General features: G+C 68.2%; 14 protein-coding genes. 13 read left to right on the forward strand and 1 reads right to left on the reverse strand.

Annotated elements, in window-relative coordinates; all coding sequences use genetic code 11:
* The 11 genes from C1930_RS10680 to C1930_RS10730 all read left to right on the forward strand — a co-directional run bounded on the left by C1930_RS10680 (position 1) and on the right by C1930_RS10730 (position 11,555).
* Positions 1–549 (forward strand): DUF2878 domain-containing protein, encoded by a 549-nt coding sequence (locus C1930_RS10680; RefSeq protein WP_108756269.1) that lies wholly within the window; start codon positions 1–3, stop codon positions 547–549.
* Complete coding sequence (locus C1930_RS10685; protein ID WP_108756268.1) at positions 546–1,331, forward strand: DUF1295 domain-containing protein; 786 nt, start codon at positions 546–548, stop codon at positions 1,329–1,331. The genes C1930_RS10680 and C1930_RS10685 overlap by 4 nt, the downstream gene beginning before the upstream one ends.
* Positions 1,328–2,404 carry a class I SAM-dependent methyltransferase gene (locus C1930_RS10690; protein ID WP_108771703.1) on the forward strand — a complete coding sequence of 359 codons (1,077 nt, stop codon included), beginning with the start codon at positions 1,328–1,330 and terminating at the stop codon, positions 2,402–2,404. The genes C1930_RS10685 and C1930_RS10690 overlap by 4 nt, the downstream gene beginning before the upstream one ends.
* Before the next feature lie 12 nt (positions 2,405–2,416).
* Entirely contained in the window at positions 2,417–2,950 is a 534-nt protein-coding gene (locus C1930_RS10695) for a lipocalin family protein (protein WP_108771704.1), read from the forward strand.
* A gap of 73 nt (positions 2,951–3,023) precedes the next feature.
* On the forward strand, positions 3,024–3,287 hold the full coding sequence (locus tag C1930_RS10700) for a CD225/dispanin family protein (RefSeq protein ID WP_108753195.1): 264 nt from the start codon (positions 3,024–3,026) through the stop codon (positions 3,285–3,287).
* Positions 3,288–3,373: 86 nt separating this feature from the next.
* Entirely contained in the window at positions 3,374–4,513 is a 1,140-nt protein-coding gene (locus C1930_RS10705) for an SPFH domain-containing protein (RefSeq protein WP_108749724.1), read from the forward strand.
* Between the two features lie 21 nt (positions 4,514–4,534).
* On the forward strand, positions 4,535–5,893 hold the full coding sequence (locus C1930_RS10710; protein WP_108756266.1) for a hypothetical protein: 1,359 nt from the start codon (positions 4,535–4,537) through the stop codon (positions 5,891–5,893).
* Positions 5,890–6,177, forward strand: a complete 288-nt coding sequence (locus tag C1930_RS10715; protein ID WP_108749726.1) for a hypothetical protein — start codon at positions 5,890–5,892, stop codon at positions 6,175–6,177. The genes C1930_RS10710 and C1930_RS10715 overlap by 4 nt, the downstream gene beginning before the upstream one ends.
* A gap of 74 nt (positions 6,178–6,251) precedes the next feature.
* Positions 6,252–9,050 (forward strand): PAS domain-containing protein, encoded by a 2,799-nt coding sequence (locus C1930_RS10720; protein ID WP_234412640.1) that lies wholly within the window; start codon positions 6,252–6,254, stop codon positions 9,048–9,050.
* A gap of 75 nt (positions 9,051–9,125) precedes the next feature.
* Positions 9,126–9,671 (forward strand): AprI/Inh family metalloprotease inhibitor, encoded by a 546-nt coding sequence (locus C1930_RS10725; RefSeq protein WP_234412641.1) that lies wholly within the window; start codon positions 9,126–9,128, stop codon positions 9,669–9,671.
* 213 nt (positions 9,672–9,884) lie between these two features.
* Positions 9,885–11,555 carry a tyrosinase family protein gene (locus C1930_RS10730; RefSeq protein WP_108771705.1) on the forward strand — a complete coding sequence of 557 codons (1,671 nt, stop codon included), beginning with the start codon at positions 9,885–9,887 and terminating at the stop codon, positions 11,553–11,555.
* On the opposite strand, the gene C1930_RS10735 is transcribed toward C1930_RS10730, so the two are convergent.
* A complete protein-coding gene (locus C1930_RS10735; protein ID WP_108756263.1) occupies positions 11,552–12,160 on the reverse strand; it encodes a TetR family transcriptional regulator in 609 nt (202 codons plus the stop codon). The two genes, C1930_RS10730 and C1930_RS10735, sit on opposite strands and share 4 nt — an antisense overlap.
* Positions 12,161–12,313: 153 nt before the next feature.
* On the opposite strand from C1930_RS10735, the gene C1930_RS10740 reads away from it, so the two are divergent.
* Together C1930_RS10740 and C1930_RS10745 are read left to right on the forward strand one after the other, a co-directional pair.
* Positions 12,314–13,165, forward strand: a complete 852-nt coding sequence (locus C1930_RS10740; RefSeq protein ID WP_108756262.1) for an SIP domain-containing protein — start codon at positions 12,314–12,316, stop codon at positions 13,163–13,165.
* A 187-nt stretch (positions 13,166–13,352) separates the two neighbouring features.
* On the forward strand, positions 13,353–15,542 hold the full coding sequence (locus C1930_RS10745) for a TonB-dependent siderophore receptor (RefSeq protein ID WP_108771706.1): 2,190 nt from the start codon (positions 13,353–13,355) through the stop codon (positions 15,540–15,542).
* The last annotated feature ends 18 nt before the right edge of the window (positions 15,543–15,560 follow it).

A 15,560-nucleotide genomic window follows, 5' to 3' on the forward strand; every position in this document is an offset into this window, starting at 1 on the left:
ATGCGCCGCACCTGGGTCAATCTGCTCGGCAACCAGGCAGTCTGGCTGTGCGCCGTGGCCGGTGCCGCACGCGGCTGGCAGTGGCCGGCCCTGCTGGCCGCGACGATCTATATCGGCAGCCAGTTGATGACCTCGCCACAGCCCCGACTGGACCTGAAACTGCTGGCGCTGGCCCTGGCCTGCGCGTGGCTGGTGGACGGCGTGGTGGCCGCCACCGGCAGCGTGCGCTATGCCGCCGCCCCATTCGGCTGGGCACCACCGCCGTGGATCTGTGCGCTGTGGGCCGCCTTCGCCATGACCCTGACCGCATCGATGGCCTTCCTGCAGCGGCATTGGCTGCTGCCGATCCTGTTCGGCCTGCTGCTGGCGCCGCTGGCCTACCTGTCGGCCGCACGCGGTTTCGATGCGGTCGCCTTCGCTGAACCCCGTTGGCAGGGCCTGGCGCTGCTGGGCCTGGGCTGGGCGGTGGCACTGCCGCTGCTGGTCGGAATGGCCCGCCATGGCGCCCGCGCACCGCGCCGGCCCCTGCTGCAGAGGGCGCGACCATGAGCGGCCTGCTGTGGGTGCTGCTGTACGCCGCGCTGGTGATGAGCTGGGGTTGGGCCTGGCAGCGCCGCCACGACAACATCGGCGTGGTCGATGTGCTGTGGGCCAAGGGCGTGGCGGCCGCTGCGCTGCTGCTGGCCTGGTTGGGTGAGGGGGTGCCGGCACCGCGTATCGCGCTGGCGGTGCTGGGCGGGCTGTGGGGCACCCGGCTGGCCCTGCACCTGTGGCAGCGCGTGCGCCACGAAGACGAAGACGGTCGCTACCGCTACCTGCGTGAACACTGGCACGGCCACCAAGGCAAGATCTTCGGCTTCTTCATGGCGCAGGCGCTGCTGGTAGTGCTGTTCGCCCTGCCGTTCGTTGCGGTGGCCGCCAATACCAGCACGCAGATGGGGGGCTGGATCGCCGCGGCGGTGGCAGTCTGGCTGCTCAGCGTGGGCGGTGAAAGCCTGGCCGACCGCCAACTGGCGCGTTTCCGCGCCAACCCGGCCAACAAGGGCCGCACCTGCCGCGACGGCCTCTGGCGCTACTCGCGGCACCCCAACTATTTCTTCGAATGGCTGCACTGGTTCGCCTACGTGCTGCTGGCCGTGGGCTCGCCGCTGTGGTGGCTGGCCTGGGCCGGCCCGCTGCTGATGTACGTGTTCCTGCGCTACCTCAGCGGTGTTCCGTTCACCGAAAAACAGGCGCTGCGCAGCCGTGGCGAGGACTACCGCCAGTACCAGCGCAGCACCCCGATGTTCTTCCCGTGGTTCCCCCGCTCGCCCAAGGATCCCTCGCCATGAATGCGGTCACTTCGCTCCCCCCACCCACCTTGGTTGAAACCGGACTGACCGGCTGGGCCGAACGCGGCTGGCTGCCCGATGGCGCGCTGCGCCTGGGCATCCGCCGCATGTGTGCGCAACGCCTGGCCGAAGAACAGGCCGGCGGCCTGCAGGCGCAGTCGCAACGGTTCCAGCAGCGCCTGCAGGAACTGTCCAGCAGCCCGCTGGCACTGCACGTGGATGCGGCCAACCGCCAGCACTATGAAGTGCCGGCCGCGTTCTTCCAGGCGTGCCTGGGCCACCGCCTGAAGTACAGCAGCTGCTATTACCGCACCGGTCACGAAACCCTGGACCAGGCCGAGGATGCGATGCTGGCACTGTATGGCGAGCGCGCCGGCCTGGCCGATGGCCAGGACATCCTGGAACTGGGTTGCGGCTGGGGCTCGCTGACCCTGTGGATGGCCGAGCGCTACCCCACGGCGCGCATCACCGCCGTGTCCAACTCGCACAGCCAGCGCGCACACATCATGGCGCAGTGCGAAGCGCGCGGCCTGCGCAACGTGCAGGTGCTCACCCGTGACGTGAATCTGCTGGAGCTGCCCGCGCACGCCTTCGACCGCTGCGTGTCGGTGGAAATGTTCGAGCACGTGCGCAATTACGCGCAGCTGCTGGGCCGCATCGCCGGCTGGCTGCGCCCGGACGGCGCGCTGTTCGTGCACATCTTCGCGCACCGCACGCTGATGTACCCGTTCGAAACCGAAGGCGATGACAACTGGATGGGTCGTCACTTCTTCACCGGCGGCCTGATGCCAGCCGCCGATACCCTGCTGCATTTCCAACACGACCTGCAGCTGCAGCAGCGCTGGCTGCTGGACGGTACCCACTACCAGCGCACGGCCAACCATTGGCTGGCCAACCAGGATGCAGCGCGCGAAGAACTGCTGCCCTTGCTGGCCCAGACCTATGGCAGCGACGCCGCCGCACGCGTGTGGTGGCAGCGCTGGCGCATGTTCTGGATGGCCTGCGCCGAGCTGTTCGGCTACGACGACGGCCAGCAGTGGCTGGTTGCCCACTACCTGTTCCGCCCCCGCTGAGCGAGGCCCACCATGCGCATGCCGCCGCTGTTTTCCCTGCTGGCCGTGGCCCTGATCGGCACCGGCTGCAGCAGCCAGGACACCCGCCCCCTGCCGCGCCCGGCGGCGGTGGATGTGCCGCGTTTCATGGGCGACTGGTACGTGATCGCCCATATTCCGTCCTGGCCCGAACGCGAAGCCTTCGATGCAGTGGAAAGCTACGCACCGCGCCCCGATGGCCGCATCCAGACCACCTTTACCTACCGCAAGGGCAGCTTCCAGGCGCCGCTGAAAACCATGCACCCCATTGGCCGGGTGGAACCGGAAGGCGCCGGCGCGGTCTGGGGCATGCAGTTCGTCTGGCCCATCCAGGCCGAATACATCATCGCCTGGGTCGATACGGACTACGGCCAGACCATCGTCGGCCGCAGCAAGCGCGACTACGTCTGGTACATGGCCCGCACCCCGCAGGTGAGCGAGGCCCAGTACCAGCAGGCGGTCGCCCGCATCCAGGCGATGGGCTATGACATCAGCAAGTTGCGACGGGTGCCTCAATCCGTGCGCTAGAAGCGCAACGTGCCGTTCCAAAGGCCCATGGGCTGCCCCATAATCGCGCCTCCAAAATGGAGGAAACGTTTTCATGGAGAATGCAGCACCGGCCAATCCGCCCAAGGATTACCTGTTCGCCGCGATCCTGAGCATCTTCTGCGGCTTCTGGCCCTTCGGCATCGTGGCCACCGTCTACGCCAACAAGACCTCGTCGCTGAAGGCGACCGGGCAGATGGGTCCGGCCGCCGTCACCTCGCGCAAGGCCCTGCGCTGGATGATCGCCTCGTTTGTGACCCTGCCGGCCCTGCTGGTGGTGCTGATCGGCTGGGGCCTGATCAACCGGGCCATGATGTAACCGCCGCAGCGGGGGTGGTTTCCACCCCCAACGCGCCCTGCCCGCGCTGATATATAGTCTGCCCAGACAACCACACGGAGCAGGTCATGGGTCTGGTACAGGCGGTCAAGGGTGCGGTAGGCGGTGTTCTGGCCGACCAGTGGAAGGATTTCTACACCGTGCCGACGGGCCTGCCGTCCACGGCGGCGCTGTTCGCGGCGGTGCCGCGTGGCACCAATGCCGGGCGCGGCTCCAACACCAGCGGTTCGTCCAACATCATCAGCAACGGCTCGAAGATCGTCGTGCCCGAAGGCTATGGCCTGCTGCTGTTCCAGGACGGTGCCATCACCGCCTTCGTGGCCGAGCCCGGTGGCTATGAATGGCGCTCGGACGATCTGAACTCGCAATCGATCTTCGCCGGCGATGGGCTGGTCAGCACCTTCATCAAGCAGAGCTGGGAACGCTTCAAGTTCGGCGGCCAGCCCGGTTCGCAGCAGGCAGCGTTCTTTGTCTCGCTGAAGGAACTGCCGGACAACCGTTTCGGCACCCAGTCGGAAATCTACTGGGACGATGCCTTCCTCAATACCCAGGTTGGTGCGGTCACCCGTGGCTCGTACACGCTGAAGATCGTTGACCCGATCCTGTTCGTGAAGAACTTCGTGCCGGCCAGCTACCTGCAGCCCGGCCAGGTGTTCGATTTCACCGACATGGACAATGCCGCCGCCACCCAGCTGTTCAATGAAGTGGTGGGTTCGCTGGCGCCGGCCTTCAGCCTGTACAGCAACGACCCGGCCAAGGGCAACCGCATCACCAAGCTGCAGCAGGATTCGATCGGCTTCGCGCAGAGCCTGTCGGCCGCGGTGGAACAGGCCTACCAGTGGCAGAGCGATCGCGGCCTGGCCATCGTCAAGACGGCCATCGTCTCCATCGAGTACGACGCCAACACCCGCGAACTGCTGAAGACCGTGCAGCGCGCCGACGCTCTGTCCGGTGCGCGCGGCAATTCCAACCTGCAGGCCAGCGTGGCCCAGGGCATCCAGTCGGCCGGCGAGAACGGCGGCGCGGCCGGCCTGGTGGGCGTGGGCATGGCCTCGGGCATGTTCGGTGCCGGCAACCTGCAGCAGCCCACCGCCCCGGCGGCGGAAGACCCGGTGGCCAAGCTGAAAAAGGCCAAGGAAATGCTGGACCTGGGCCTGATCACGCAGAGCGACTACGACGCGCTGAAGGCCAAGGCGCTGGGGCTGTAACCGGCAGGACCGACCACCACCATGTCCGATCCACGCAACAGCCCGCCGCCCCTGCCCCCCGTGCCGCCCGCTGCACCCACGCCGCCGCCCCTGCCCGGGGCGGCGCTGGATGGACCCGGCTCGCCGCAGGATGTACCGCCGCCGCCCGGCAGCTTCCCGCTGGACACCTCGAAACTTCCGCAGGCGATCCGCGATGAGATCGAGGCGCCCGACCCGCTGGCCATCGACACCGCGGCCAGCGAACTGAAGGACGGCCTGAACCGCTGTCCCAAGTGTGGCGCCACCGATATCCGGCCACGGTTGGGCACCGACATCCTGGTCTGCCAGTTCTGCCGCCACGAATGGCACGGCGCCCGCGTGGAGGAAGCCTTCGGCCTGGGCGAGGCCATCGGCGAGCTTCGCGGCACGGTGATCGCCAGCGGCGCGCGCGACATCGATGCCGACCTGTCGGCACTGATGACCTTCAAGTGCACCGGCTGTGGCGCCGAGGTGACGGTCAATACCGAAAGCACCATGACCGCCCGCTGCCACTGGTGCCGGCACGTGTTCGGGGTGAACGAGCAGATTGCCAACGGCGCGGTGCCCGACGCGGTGCTGCCGTTCCATATCCGCAAGGACGACGCCGTCGCCCGCATCCGCCAGTTCGTGGACAAGCGGCGCATGTTCGCGCTGAAGGCGTTCAAGGACCAGTTCACCCCGGAAAACGTGGTGGGCGTGTACCTGCCCTACATGATCGTGGACGGCAATGTGAGCGCGGCAGTGGCCGGCAAGGGCGAGATCAAGACCCGCGAGTACACCCGCGGCACGGAAAAGAACAAGCAGACCTACTACGATGCCGACATCTACCAGGTGGAACGCCAGGTGGATTTCACCGTAGACGATCTGCCGCTGGAATCCTCGGCCGACCGCGGCAATCTGGACACCCGCGCCAACACCAACAACATCATCAACACCATCCTGCCGTTCGATACCAAGAACGCGGTGAAGTGGAACGCCTCCTACCTGGCCGGCTTCACCTCGGAAAAGCGCGACCTGGACGTGGAAAAGCTGCGGCCGCGGCTGGAAGACCAGCTGCTGTCCATTGCCCGCGCGCAGGTGGAGCGCAGCGTGAACCGTTACGACCGCGGTGTGCGCTGGGAACAGGAACAACTGCAGGTGCACGGTACCCGCTGGGTGGCGATGTACCTGCCGGTCTGGCTGTATTCCTACCACCAGCCCGGCCGCAACGGCGGCATGCTGCACTACATCGCGGTGAACGGCCGCACCGGTGAAACCATGGGCAGCGTGCCGGTGCAGCAGTGGAAGCTGCTGCTGGCCGCGCTCACCACCGGCACGATCATCGAAGCTCTCGCAATCGCCTTCCTGGTGGCAACGACATGAGTGATGACGCTGGTCTCTGGTTGCTGGCCGCAGGCCCGGCAGGCGCCACGGCGCTGTACTGGGCGCTGTACCGCTACTACCGCAACACCGACAAGTCGCACGGGTTCGAGCACGAAACCGAGATCGACGCCAAGCCGGTCACCGGCTCGGACCGGCGGGTGGACAGCATTACCGGCACCCAGGAACGGCGCGTGCGCGGTGACAACGTGCATGACTACCGCAAGCGGGTGGCACGGGTCGCGCCCGATCCCGACCGCAACGGGCCACCGGGCACCACGCCCTGACCACACCCGGCTGATCTAGACTGGCGCCCCCGCCGCTGGCGGCCGGGGCCCACTCTTTAGCTGCCGAGACCGCCGTGAACGCTGCACCCCCGAACGATTTCCCTGCGGCACGCGCTGCGGCCAGCGTGAACATGGCCTTGGCCGCCGGCGCCATCGTCGGCACCTGGTTCTGGGACGTAACCAACGACCAGCTGACCGTGGATGCCTACCTGGCCCGCGCCTTCGGCCTGGACCCGGCACTGGCCGGGCAGAAGCTGCAGCTGCACGACGTGCTGGGCGCCATCCACCCCGACGACCTGCCCGGGCTGACCGCCGCCATCGACGCCGCCGTGCGCGAAGGCGACCGCTTCGCCCACCCTTACCGTGCGCGTGGCGAGGACGGGCAGTACCACTGGCTGGAAGGCATCGGCCGCATCGAGCGCGATGCCAGCGGCCGCGCGACCGGCTTCCCCGGCGTGCTGATCGACATTGACGAGCGCCTGCGCGTGCAGGCCGAACGCGACCAGGCACAGGCGCTGCTGCGCTCGTTCATGGAAGCCGCGCCCGGTGTGATGTACGCCAAGGACCGCCAGGGCCGCCTGCTGATGGGCAACCATGGCGCCACCGAACTGATCGGCCTGCCGCCGCAGCAGTACGTGGGCCGGACCGACGCCGAACTGCTGGGCGACCCCGCGCAGGCCGCGGCAGTGATGGCCACCGACGAACGCATCATGGCCAGTGGCCGCACCGAACAGCTGGAAGAGAAGATCAGCTACGCCGATGGCCGGCAGGCCTGGTGGCTGTCCACCAAGGCGCCACTGCGTGATGCCGATGGCACCGTCATCGGGCTGGTCGGCACCTCGCTGGACATTACCGACCGCAAGGCCGCCGAAGCCGAGCGCCTGGATATCGAGGAGCGCTACCGGCTGGCCGCGCAGGCCACCAACGATGCCATCTGGGATTGGCGCATCGTCGATGGCCACGTGATCTGGAACGAAGCGGTCAACCACTTGTTCGGCCACGCGGTGAAGACCTCCACGGCGCAGTGGTGGCTGGACCACATCCATCCTGACGACCGCGCACGGGTGGATGCCAGCATCCACGCCGTGATCGACGGACAGGGCAGCGCCTGGATGGACGAGTACCGCTTCCGCCGCGCCGATGGCAGCTATGCCGATGTACTGGACCGCGGCGCGGTGCTGCGCGATGCACAGGGTCAGCCGCTGCGCATGATCGGTGCCATGCTGGACCTGTCCGCGCGCAAGGCCGCCGAAGCCGCGCTGGCCGATAGTGAGGAGCGCCTGCGCCTGGCCACCGACGCCAGTGAACAGGGCTTCTGGGATGTGGACCTGGTGCGCGACCTGCTGATCTGGCCGGCCCGTACCAAGGCCATGTTCGGCATCTCCGCCGGTGCACACGTAACCATGGACGACTTCCGCGCCGGCCTGCACCCCGACGACCGCGACGCCACCCTGGCCGCGCTGGATGCGGCCGCAGATCCGGCCCGGCGTGCCAGCTACGATGTGGAATACCGCACCGTCGGCAAGGAAGACGGCATCTTGCGCTGGGTGGCCGCCAAGGGGCGCGGCATCTTCGAGCATGGCCAGTGCGTGCGCATGCTGGGCGTGGCCATCGATATCACCCGCCGCAAAGCCGCCGATGCGCGCCTGCAGGAACTGAACGAGCAGCTGGAAGCACGCGTGCACGCCGAAGTGGCCGAACGCCTGCGGGTGGAAGATGCCCTGCGCCAGAGCCGCAAGATGGAAGCGGTGGGCCAGTTGACCGGCGGCATCGCACATGACTTCAACAACATGCTGGCCACGGTGATCGGCCCGCTGGATCTGCTGGCACTGCGTATCGACAGTGGCGACAGCCGCGCCCACCGTTACATTGAAATGGCGCTCGATGGCGCCCAGCGCGCCGCGCAGCTGACCCAGCGCCTGCTGGCGTTCTCGCGGCAGCAGCCGCTGCAACCGGTCGCCCTGGACAGCAATCACCTGCTGGCCGGCATGAGCGATCTGCTGGTGCATTCGCTGGGCAGCAGCATCATGCTGGAAACCGTACTGGGCCGCGATCTGTGGTGGACCCACGCCGACGCCAACCAGCTGGAAAACGTGATCCTGAACCTGGCCGTGAATGCCCGCGATGCCATGCCCGGCGGCGGTCGCCTGAAGGTGGAGACCGGCAACTGCCGCATCGACATCGGCAACGCGGCGTCCCATCCCGGCATTCCTGCAGGCGACTACGTGCTGATCGCGGTCAGCGACACCGGCACCGGCATGGCGCCGGACGTGCAGGCGCGCGCCTTCGATCCGTTCTTCACCACCAAGGACGTCGGCCAGGGCACGGGCCTGGGGCTGTCGCAGGTCTATGGCTTCGTGCAGCAGTCGGCGGGCCATGTGGCGCTGGACTCCAGCCCCGGCAACGGCACCTGCGTGCGCGTCTACCTGCCGCGCCTGCTGGGTGAAGCGGCGCCGTCGGCGCGGCCGCCCTCACGCAGCCCCGCCACGCCGCCGGACGGGGGCGCCGAGCGCATCCTGGTGGTGGACGATGACGAGGCGGTGCGCCGCTTCTCGGTCGATGCGCTGACCGAGCTGGGCTACGACGTACTGTCCGCAGATGGCGCCGCCAGCGCCCTGCCCCTGCTCGATGCCCATCCGAACGTCGCTCTGCTGTTCACCGACGTGGTGATGCCTGAAGTCAACGGTCGCCAGCTGGCCGAGCAGGCGCTGGCCCGGCATCCCGGGTTGAAGGTGCTGTACGCAACGGGCAACAGCCGCAATGCGCTGGTGGACGACGGTGTGCTCGATGCCCGGGTGCAGCTGATCGGCAAGCCCTTCACCATCGACGAGCTGGCCACCCGGGTGCGGGTTGCACTGGCGCAGACCGGCTAGTTCACGCCTCCGATGCAGGGCCGGGGCCAGGCTGGGCGCGCGCGCCCTTCCGCCGCTCCCCTCGAGGCACCGACCATGGTCATCCGCACCCGTTCCGTGCTGCTGTTGATGTCGTCCAGCCTGGCCCTGGCAGGCCCCCTGCCCGCCACCGCGCAGGACGCCCCGCCACCGGTGGGCGAACAGAGCACCACCACGCAGACCACCTCCAGCGAGACTACCCAGACACGCAGCAGCCGCAGCGAGATCGACATCAGCATCGACGACGGCGCTGACGACGACTGGGGTGAGAGCCGGGGCCATGGCGCACGCCACCGGCGCGACGATGTGGACGAACGCGATCTGTTCGGGCAGTGGACCCTGGGCCAGGAAGGCGGCAACAGCTGCACCATTGAACTGAAGGACAGCACCTGGTTCGGTGGCTACGGCGCCTGGGTGCCGGCCGGTTGCCCCGACGGCGTGTTCTCGGTGAACCGCTGGCTGCTGTCGGGCAACGACCTGCTGCTGACCGATACCAACAACACGGTGATCGCGCGCTTCCGCCAGAGCGGCAGCGGCCGCTGGTCAGGGCGCCGGGACGCCGATGGCGCCCGCCTCTACCTGAACCCCCAGGGATCGCGCTGACCACCGGCGCAGCGTCTTTCCGAGTGTGCCCTGCTGCCCAGAACCGGGCCGCAGGCGGTGCCTATACTACGGCCGCCTGCCCCCGGTTGCCGCTGCGCGACCGCCACGGGCAGGCAACGGACGGGATGTATCCGTTGGGCCCGCGGCCACGCCGCCGGCCCCTGCCGTGCTGTGCGACCCCATGCGGTTCCACCACACACCAGGAAGGATGCCATGCGCCTCACACGACGTGATTTCCTCGCAACCACCGCCAGCGCATCGCTGGCCTCGCTGGCGCCGGCGGCACTGGCCGACGATGCCCCTGCAGCCGCCGCAGCCGGCGCGGCGCGCTTCCAGCGCTACAGCGTCACCAGCCCACAGGGCCAGCGCATGCTGGCCAGCTATGCGCGCGGCATCCGCGCCATGCTGGCATTGCCGCCCGACGATCCACGCAACTGGTTCCGCAATGCCTTCGTGCACCTGATGGACTGCCCGCACGGCAACTGGTGGTTCTTCGTCTGGCACCGCGGCTATGTGGGTTACTTCGAACAGACCATCCGCAGCCTCAGCGGCGATCCGCAATTCGCCATGCCGTACTGGGACTGGACCGAACTGCCGAAGATCCCACCGTCGATGTTCGAGGGCGTGCTGACCCCCACCGACGCGGCCTATTCGCGCTACACCCGCAACCTGGCGGTGTTCACCGATTTCATCAAACCGGCTCTGCAGCGCTACTGGGCCACCCTGGACCCGGACCAGCGCAAGCAGTTGTCGCTGCGCGGCTACAACAGCATGGACGATGTCTGGAACGATGTGACCGGCTACAACGCCAAGGAACAGACCGGCATTTCCGGCAATGCCGCCTACGCGGTCACCTGCGGCGCCCGTTACCTGTGGAACGACCACCCGCAACTGGACCCGAAGACCGCCTCGGCGGTATCGCCCGATACCATCCGCGCCGGCCTGTCACCGCAGGACTTCAACAACCCCGACATCAGCCGCAGTTTCACCAGTTCGCGCACCGCCTCGCACGTGCTGCAACCCGACGGCGCCACGAAATTCTCGGTGCTGGAAGGCTTCCCGCACAACAAGGTGCACAACTGCATTGGCGGCGTCGGCGCGGTCGATCCCGGCCCTTACGGCAACATGACCAACTTCCTGTCACCGCTGGATCCGATCTTCTACCTGCACCACGCCAACATGGACCGCCTGTGGGATGTCTGGACCAAGCAGCAGCAACGCTTCGGCCGCCCGATCATGCCCACCGATCCGGCCACCCGCGAACAGTTCATGCGCGAACCCTTCCGCTTCTTCGTCGATGCCCAGGGCCGCCCGGTGGGCAACAAGACGGCGCGCGATTTCTTCACCACCCAGGCCTTCGACTACGACTACGACTACGCGTACGGTGCCGGTGCCAACGCGGTGGCCAGCGCGGCGGCCGCTGCTGTTCCTGGTGCCGCCGAAGCAACCCTGGTGCGCGGCACCCGTGCGCAGGACGCGGTGCGTGTGGCCGTACCGCGCGCGGCCGTGCGTGCACACCTGGCCGCCACCGAACCGCGCCAGCTGATTGCCGAAGTCACTCTGGAGCGCCCGCAGGGCCTGCAGAATGCGCGCGAATTCGACGTGCTGGTGAACGCCCCGGCCGGCGTGCGCAGCGTGGATGCGGACAGCCCGTACTATGCCGGCACGGTGTCGTTCTTCGGTCCCAGCATGCCGGGCATGGACCACAGCCATCCGACCACGTTCGCGGTGCCCTTGCCGCAGAAGCTGGCGGCCTTCAGCGGGCTTTCGGCCGCCGCGGGCGGCAGCACCACGCTGGAAATCCGCCTGGTCGCCTCCTCGGGGCAGGCGCCGCAGGCATTGCCGGTGTTGGACGCGGCGATCCTGGTGGCGCCGCTGCGCTAGCGTTCCACCTGCGACAGCATGGCCACCGCGCCGTCGATCAAGGCCTGCATGCCCCGTTCGAACTCGGCTTCGGCCGCCGCCGCATCGTAGGGGCGGCGGTCGGTGTCGATGGGCAGGTGGCGCGAGTACACCGTATCGGCCAGCGCAACACAGTGGTAGGCCACGGTGGACAGCAGCCACGCCGCCTGCGCAACCGACAGACCATGTGCAGCGGCGAACGCGGCCTGGTGCTGCTGGATGCGCAGCACCATCTGTTCGGTCTTGGCACCGTGGGTGGCCAGGAACGGGGCCAGCCCCGGATTCTGGTCCACCAGGGCGCGCAGCGAACGATGGAACGCCAGCAGGTCGGCCTGCAGCGTACTGCCCCGCCCTGCGTCTACGGCCGGTGGCTGCCAGCGCTCGAAGATGACCTCGGCCACCAGGCTGCGCAGCGCGGCCAGGTTGGCCACATGCTTGTACAGCCCGATATGGCTGACGCCCAGCAGCCCGGCCACGCCCACGATGCTCAGCTTCGGCAGGGTCATCGCAATGCCGGCATCGGCGATCCGCTCGCGGGTGATCGACGGCGGTCGGCCGCGCGCGGCAGGTGTGTGGGGTGCAGCCATGGAACTCCGGTGCGGCTGGTGGACAGGAACCCGGCCATGGTGGTCACCGCGCGGGCGCAGGTCAATGCGCGCGGTAGCGGCCGCGTTGCAGTACCGCGAATTTAGTTTACTATGATGTAACTAATTCGCATTCGTACCCGGATTGGATTGCCGATGTCTGTTCTTCCCACCGCCGCGCCCGTCCAGGGCACGCTGCGCGGCGCCGACCACGATCGTGGCCTGCAGGCGCTGCAGGTCACCGTGGTCCACACCAGCCACGCCACGCCCAGCCTGCTGCGGGTCACCTGCCGCCTGCCGGCACATGCGCCGCTGGCGCCCTGGCTGCGCGCCAACACCGCCGTACGCATCCAGCTGGGCGCCGCGTTCGACGATGTCTCGCGCATCTACACCGTGCGCAGCGTGGATACCGCACAGCGCCAGTTCGTGTTCGACGTGGTGCTGCATGCCGCCCCCGGCCCCATGCTGGCCTGGGTGCGTGCCCTGCAGCCGGGGGATGTGTTCGCGCTGACCGGACCGCGCCCGCACCTGCAGGTGCCCGAAGCGGCCGGCGGCCATGCGCTGCTGTTTGCCGATGCCAGTGCCGTGCCGGCCGTGTCTGCCCTGCTGCAGCAATGGCCAACCGCACTGCGGGCCGATCTCTGGATCGCCAGCGACGACGCGCAGGCGGTAGACGAACTGCCGGCCATCGAGGGCGTGCACGTACACCGCCTGGACGCCCCCACGCCGACCGACCCCACCCCGTTGCTGCGCACCGCCCAGGCCTGCGTGGCCGACAGCCGCCGCAGCGTGGTCTGGGCCGCCGGTGAGCGCGAGGAAATGCGTGAGCTGCGCCGTCATTTCCTGCAGCACGCTGGCCTGCCGCGCGAGACCGTGGCCGTGGCCGGCTATTGGAAGCGCGGCGAAACCACCACCGAAACCGACCAGCGCCGTCGCCTGAACTACCAGCGTGTGCTGGACCAGGGCGGTGGCCTGCAGGATGTCGACGACCTCGCCGACGACATCTGACCCCTGTTCCAGCTCCGTGCCCGTGCAGGGTACGGAACCGTTGCACCCAGCCACAGTCCGCGCCCCTGCCCGCCGCAGGAACGGCGTGCGTTCTGCCAGCCACCTTGCCGTCTACGTCGCCCTGTGCACAGGCCCGCGACGGCGTAGCCCTGGCCGAACCCACTCCCTCCCCTCGACGAGTATTGCCATGTCCCGCGTCATCGTTTCTCCCTTGCCATCGCTGCGCCCGCTGGTGCGCGCCGCACGCCTGGCGCTGCTGCCCTCGCTGCTGCTGGCCGCCACCGCGCACGCCGAAGCAGGCCCCACCGGCGGCGCCGCCGACCCTGCCACCGAGCTGCCCTCGGTGAACGTGCGCGCCGACAAGGCAGACGACAGCGGCGTCTATGCCGGCGGCCAGGTCGCCCGCGGCAGCCGCGCTGGCCTGCTGGGTGAACTGGACTTCATGGACACCCCGTTCAACACGATCAGCTACACCGCCGATTACATCCAGAACCTGCAGGCACCGGACCTGGTGCGGGTGATCGCCGCCACCGATCCCAGCGTCTACAACGGCGGCTCCACCGGCGGCATCACCGACTACTTCAGCATCCGCGGTTTCAGCGTTGCTTCCTCGGACATCGGTTTCGGCGGTCTGTACGGCCTGATTCCCTACTACCGCGTCTCGCCCGAGCTGGCCGAACGGGTGGAAGTGCTGAAGGGGCCGTCCGCGCTGTTGAACGGCATGCCGCCCGGCGGTTCGGTGGGTGGGGCGATCAACCTGGTGCCCAAGCGCGCCGACGATGTGCCGTTGACCCGCTTCACCGCCAGCTATGGCAGCGATGCACAGCTGGGCGGCCATCTGGATATCGGCCGTCGCTTCGGCGCGGACAAGCAGTTCGGCGTGCGCCTGAACGCCGTGCATCGCTCTGGCGACACCGCCACCGACAACCAGCAGCATCGCGCGCAGTTGGCCTCGCTGGGCCTGGACTGGCGCGGTGAGCGCAGCCGCGTGTCAATGGATGTGTTCGCCAGCCGTGACCACGTGGATGGCCTGAACCGCGGCGTCTCGCTGGCCAGCGGCCTGGCCGTACCGCGCCCGCCGAAGGCCGACACCCTGTTCGCACCGGACTGGACCTTCAGCAACGTCAAGGACTGGGGCGCCGCACTGCGCTGGGAAATGGAGATCAACGACCACCTGTCCGCGCACGCCGCCTATGGCCATGGCAATACCGATTTCGACTCCATCGCCAGCGGTACCACGCTCATCACCAACGCCGCCGGCGACTTCCGCAACAACTTCGCCCACCAGCGCTTCAAGTACAGCAAGGACACCGCCGAAGCCGGCCTGACGGCGCGCTTCCGCACCGGCGCGGTCGACCACGCGGTGGCCGTCAGCGCGGCCTGGTACCACCACGAGTACCGCTTCGGTTTCCTGCGCAACATGCTGGCCAGTGACTGGGTCACCAATATCTACGATACCCACTGGGGTCCGGCCATCGACCGCAGCTACAGCAACGCTGCGCTGCCCAAGACCGGCGAAGTGCGCACCACCACGGTCGGCATTGCCGACACCCTGTCATTCGCCGACGAACGCGTGCAGCTGACCCTGGGCATCCGCCGCCAGAACGTGCTCAGCGATACCCTGGATGGCAGCAGCGGCAAGCGCACGGCGCGCTATGACGCCAGCGCCAACACGCCGGCCGCCGCCCTGCTGTTCAAGGCCAGCGGACGACTGTCGCTGTACGCCAACTACATCGAAGGCCTCAGCCAGGGCAGCACTGCACCGGTCACCGCCGCCAATGCCGGCGAAGTGTTCCCGCCCTACAAAACGCGCCAGCGCGAAGCCGGCGCCAAGCTGGACCTGGGGCGCATGGCCAGCTCGCTGAGCGTGTATGAGATCAACAAGCCGGCCTCCTACACCGACCCGGCCAGCAATGTGTTTTCGTTTGGGGGCCAGCAGCGCAACCGTGGCGTGGAATGGAGCGTGTTCGGCCAGGCCACCGAACAGCTGCGGGTGGTCGGTGGCATCGGCTGGCTGCAGCCCAAGCTGACCCGCACCCAGGGCGGCATCAACCAGGGCCGCCTGGCCACGGCCACCCCGCAGTGGCAGGGCAAGCTGGGCCTGGAATGGGACGTGGCCGGCCTGCCGGGCCTGACCGTCACCGGCAATGCCATCAGCCTGTCCAAGGGCTATATCAACGCCGACAACAGCCAATGGGTGCCCGGCCGCACGGTATACGACCTGGGCGCGCGCTATGCCACCCATGCCGCAGGCAAGCCGCTGGTGCTGCGCGCCAGCGTGCAGAACCTGACCAACAAGGCGTACTGGGCCGGCAGCCTCGGTTCCGGGTTGGGCGCACCGCGCACCGCCGTGCTTTCAGCCACGGTTGATTTCTGATCCCTGCCCGCGCCACGT

The sequence above is a fragment of the Stenotrophomonas sp. SAU14A_NAIMI4_8 genome, assembly GCF_003086695.1.
Classification (GTDB): Bacteria; Pseudomonadota; Gammaproteobacteria; order Xanthomonadales; family Xanthomonadaceae; genus Stenotrophomonas.

What these genes read in the sequence shown, in the direction of transcription:
- C1930_RS10685 (WP_108756268.1), top strand. Translation starts at nt 546, where the DNA reads ATGAGCGGCCTGCTGTGGGTGCTGCTGTACGCCGCGCTGGTGATGAGC.
- C1930_RS10705 (WP_108749724.1), top strand. Translation starts at nt 3,374, where the DNA reads ATGGGTCTGGTACAGGCGGTCAAGGGTGCGGTAGGCGGTGTTCTGGCC.
- C1930_RS10745 (WP_108771706.1), top strand. Translation starts at nt 13,353, where the DNA reads ATGTCCCGCGTCATCGTTTCTCCCTTGCCATCGCTGCGCCCGCTGGTG.
- C1930_RS10715 (WP_108749726.1), top strand. Translation starts at nt 5,890, where the DNA reads ATGAGTGATGACGCTGGTCTCTGGTTGCTGGCCGCAGGCCCGGCAGGC.
- C1930_RS10680 (WP_108756269.1), top strand. Translation starts at nt 1, where the DNA reads ATGCGCCGCACCTGGGTCAATCTGCTCGGCAACCAGGCAGTCTGGCTG.
- C1930_RS10695 (WP_108771704.1), top strand. Translation starts at nt 2,417, where the DNA reads ATGCGCATGCCGCCGCTGTTTTCCCTGCTGGCCGTGGCCCTGATCGGC.
- C1930_RS10710 (WP_108756266.1), top strand. Translation starts at nt 4,535, where the DNA reads ATGTCCGATCCACGCAACAGCCCGCCGCCCCTGCCCCCCGTGCCGCCC.
- C1930_RS10725 (WP_234412641.1), top strand. Translation starts at nt 9,126, where the DNA reads ATGGTCATCCGCACCCGTTCCGTGCTGCTGTTGATGTCGTCCAGCCTG.
- C1930_RS10730 (WP_108771705.1), top strand. Translation starts at nt 9,885, where the DNA reads ATGCGCCTCACACGACGTGATTTCCTCGCAACCACCGCCAGCGCATCG.
- C1930_RS10740 (WP_108756262.1), top strand. Translation starts at nt 12,314, where the DNA reads ATGTCTGTTCTTCCCACCGCCGCGCCCGTCCAGGGCACGCTGCGCGGC.
- C1930_RS10690 (WP_108771703.1), top strand. Translation starts at nt 1,328, where the DNA reads ATGAATGCGGTCACTTCGCTCCCCCCACCCACCTTGGTTGAAACCGGA.
- C1930_RS10700 (WP_108753195.1), top strand. Translation starts at nt 3,024, where the DNA reads ATGGAGAATGCAGCACCGGCCAATCCGCCCAAGGATTACCTGTTCGCC.
- C1930_RS10735 (WP_108756263.1), bottom strand. Translation starts at nt 12,160, where the DNA reads ATGGCTGCACCCCACACACCTGCCGCGCGCGGCCGACCGCCGTCGATC.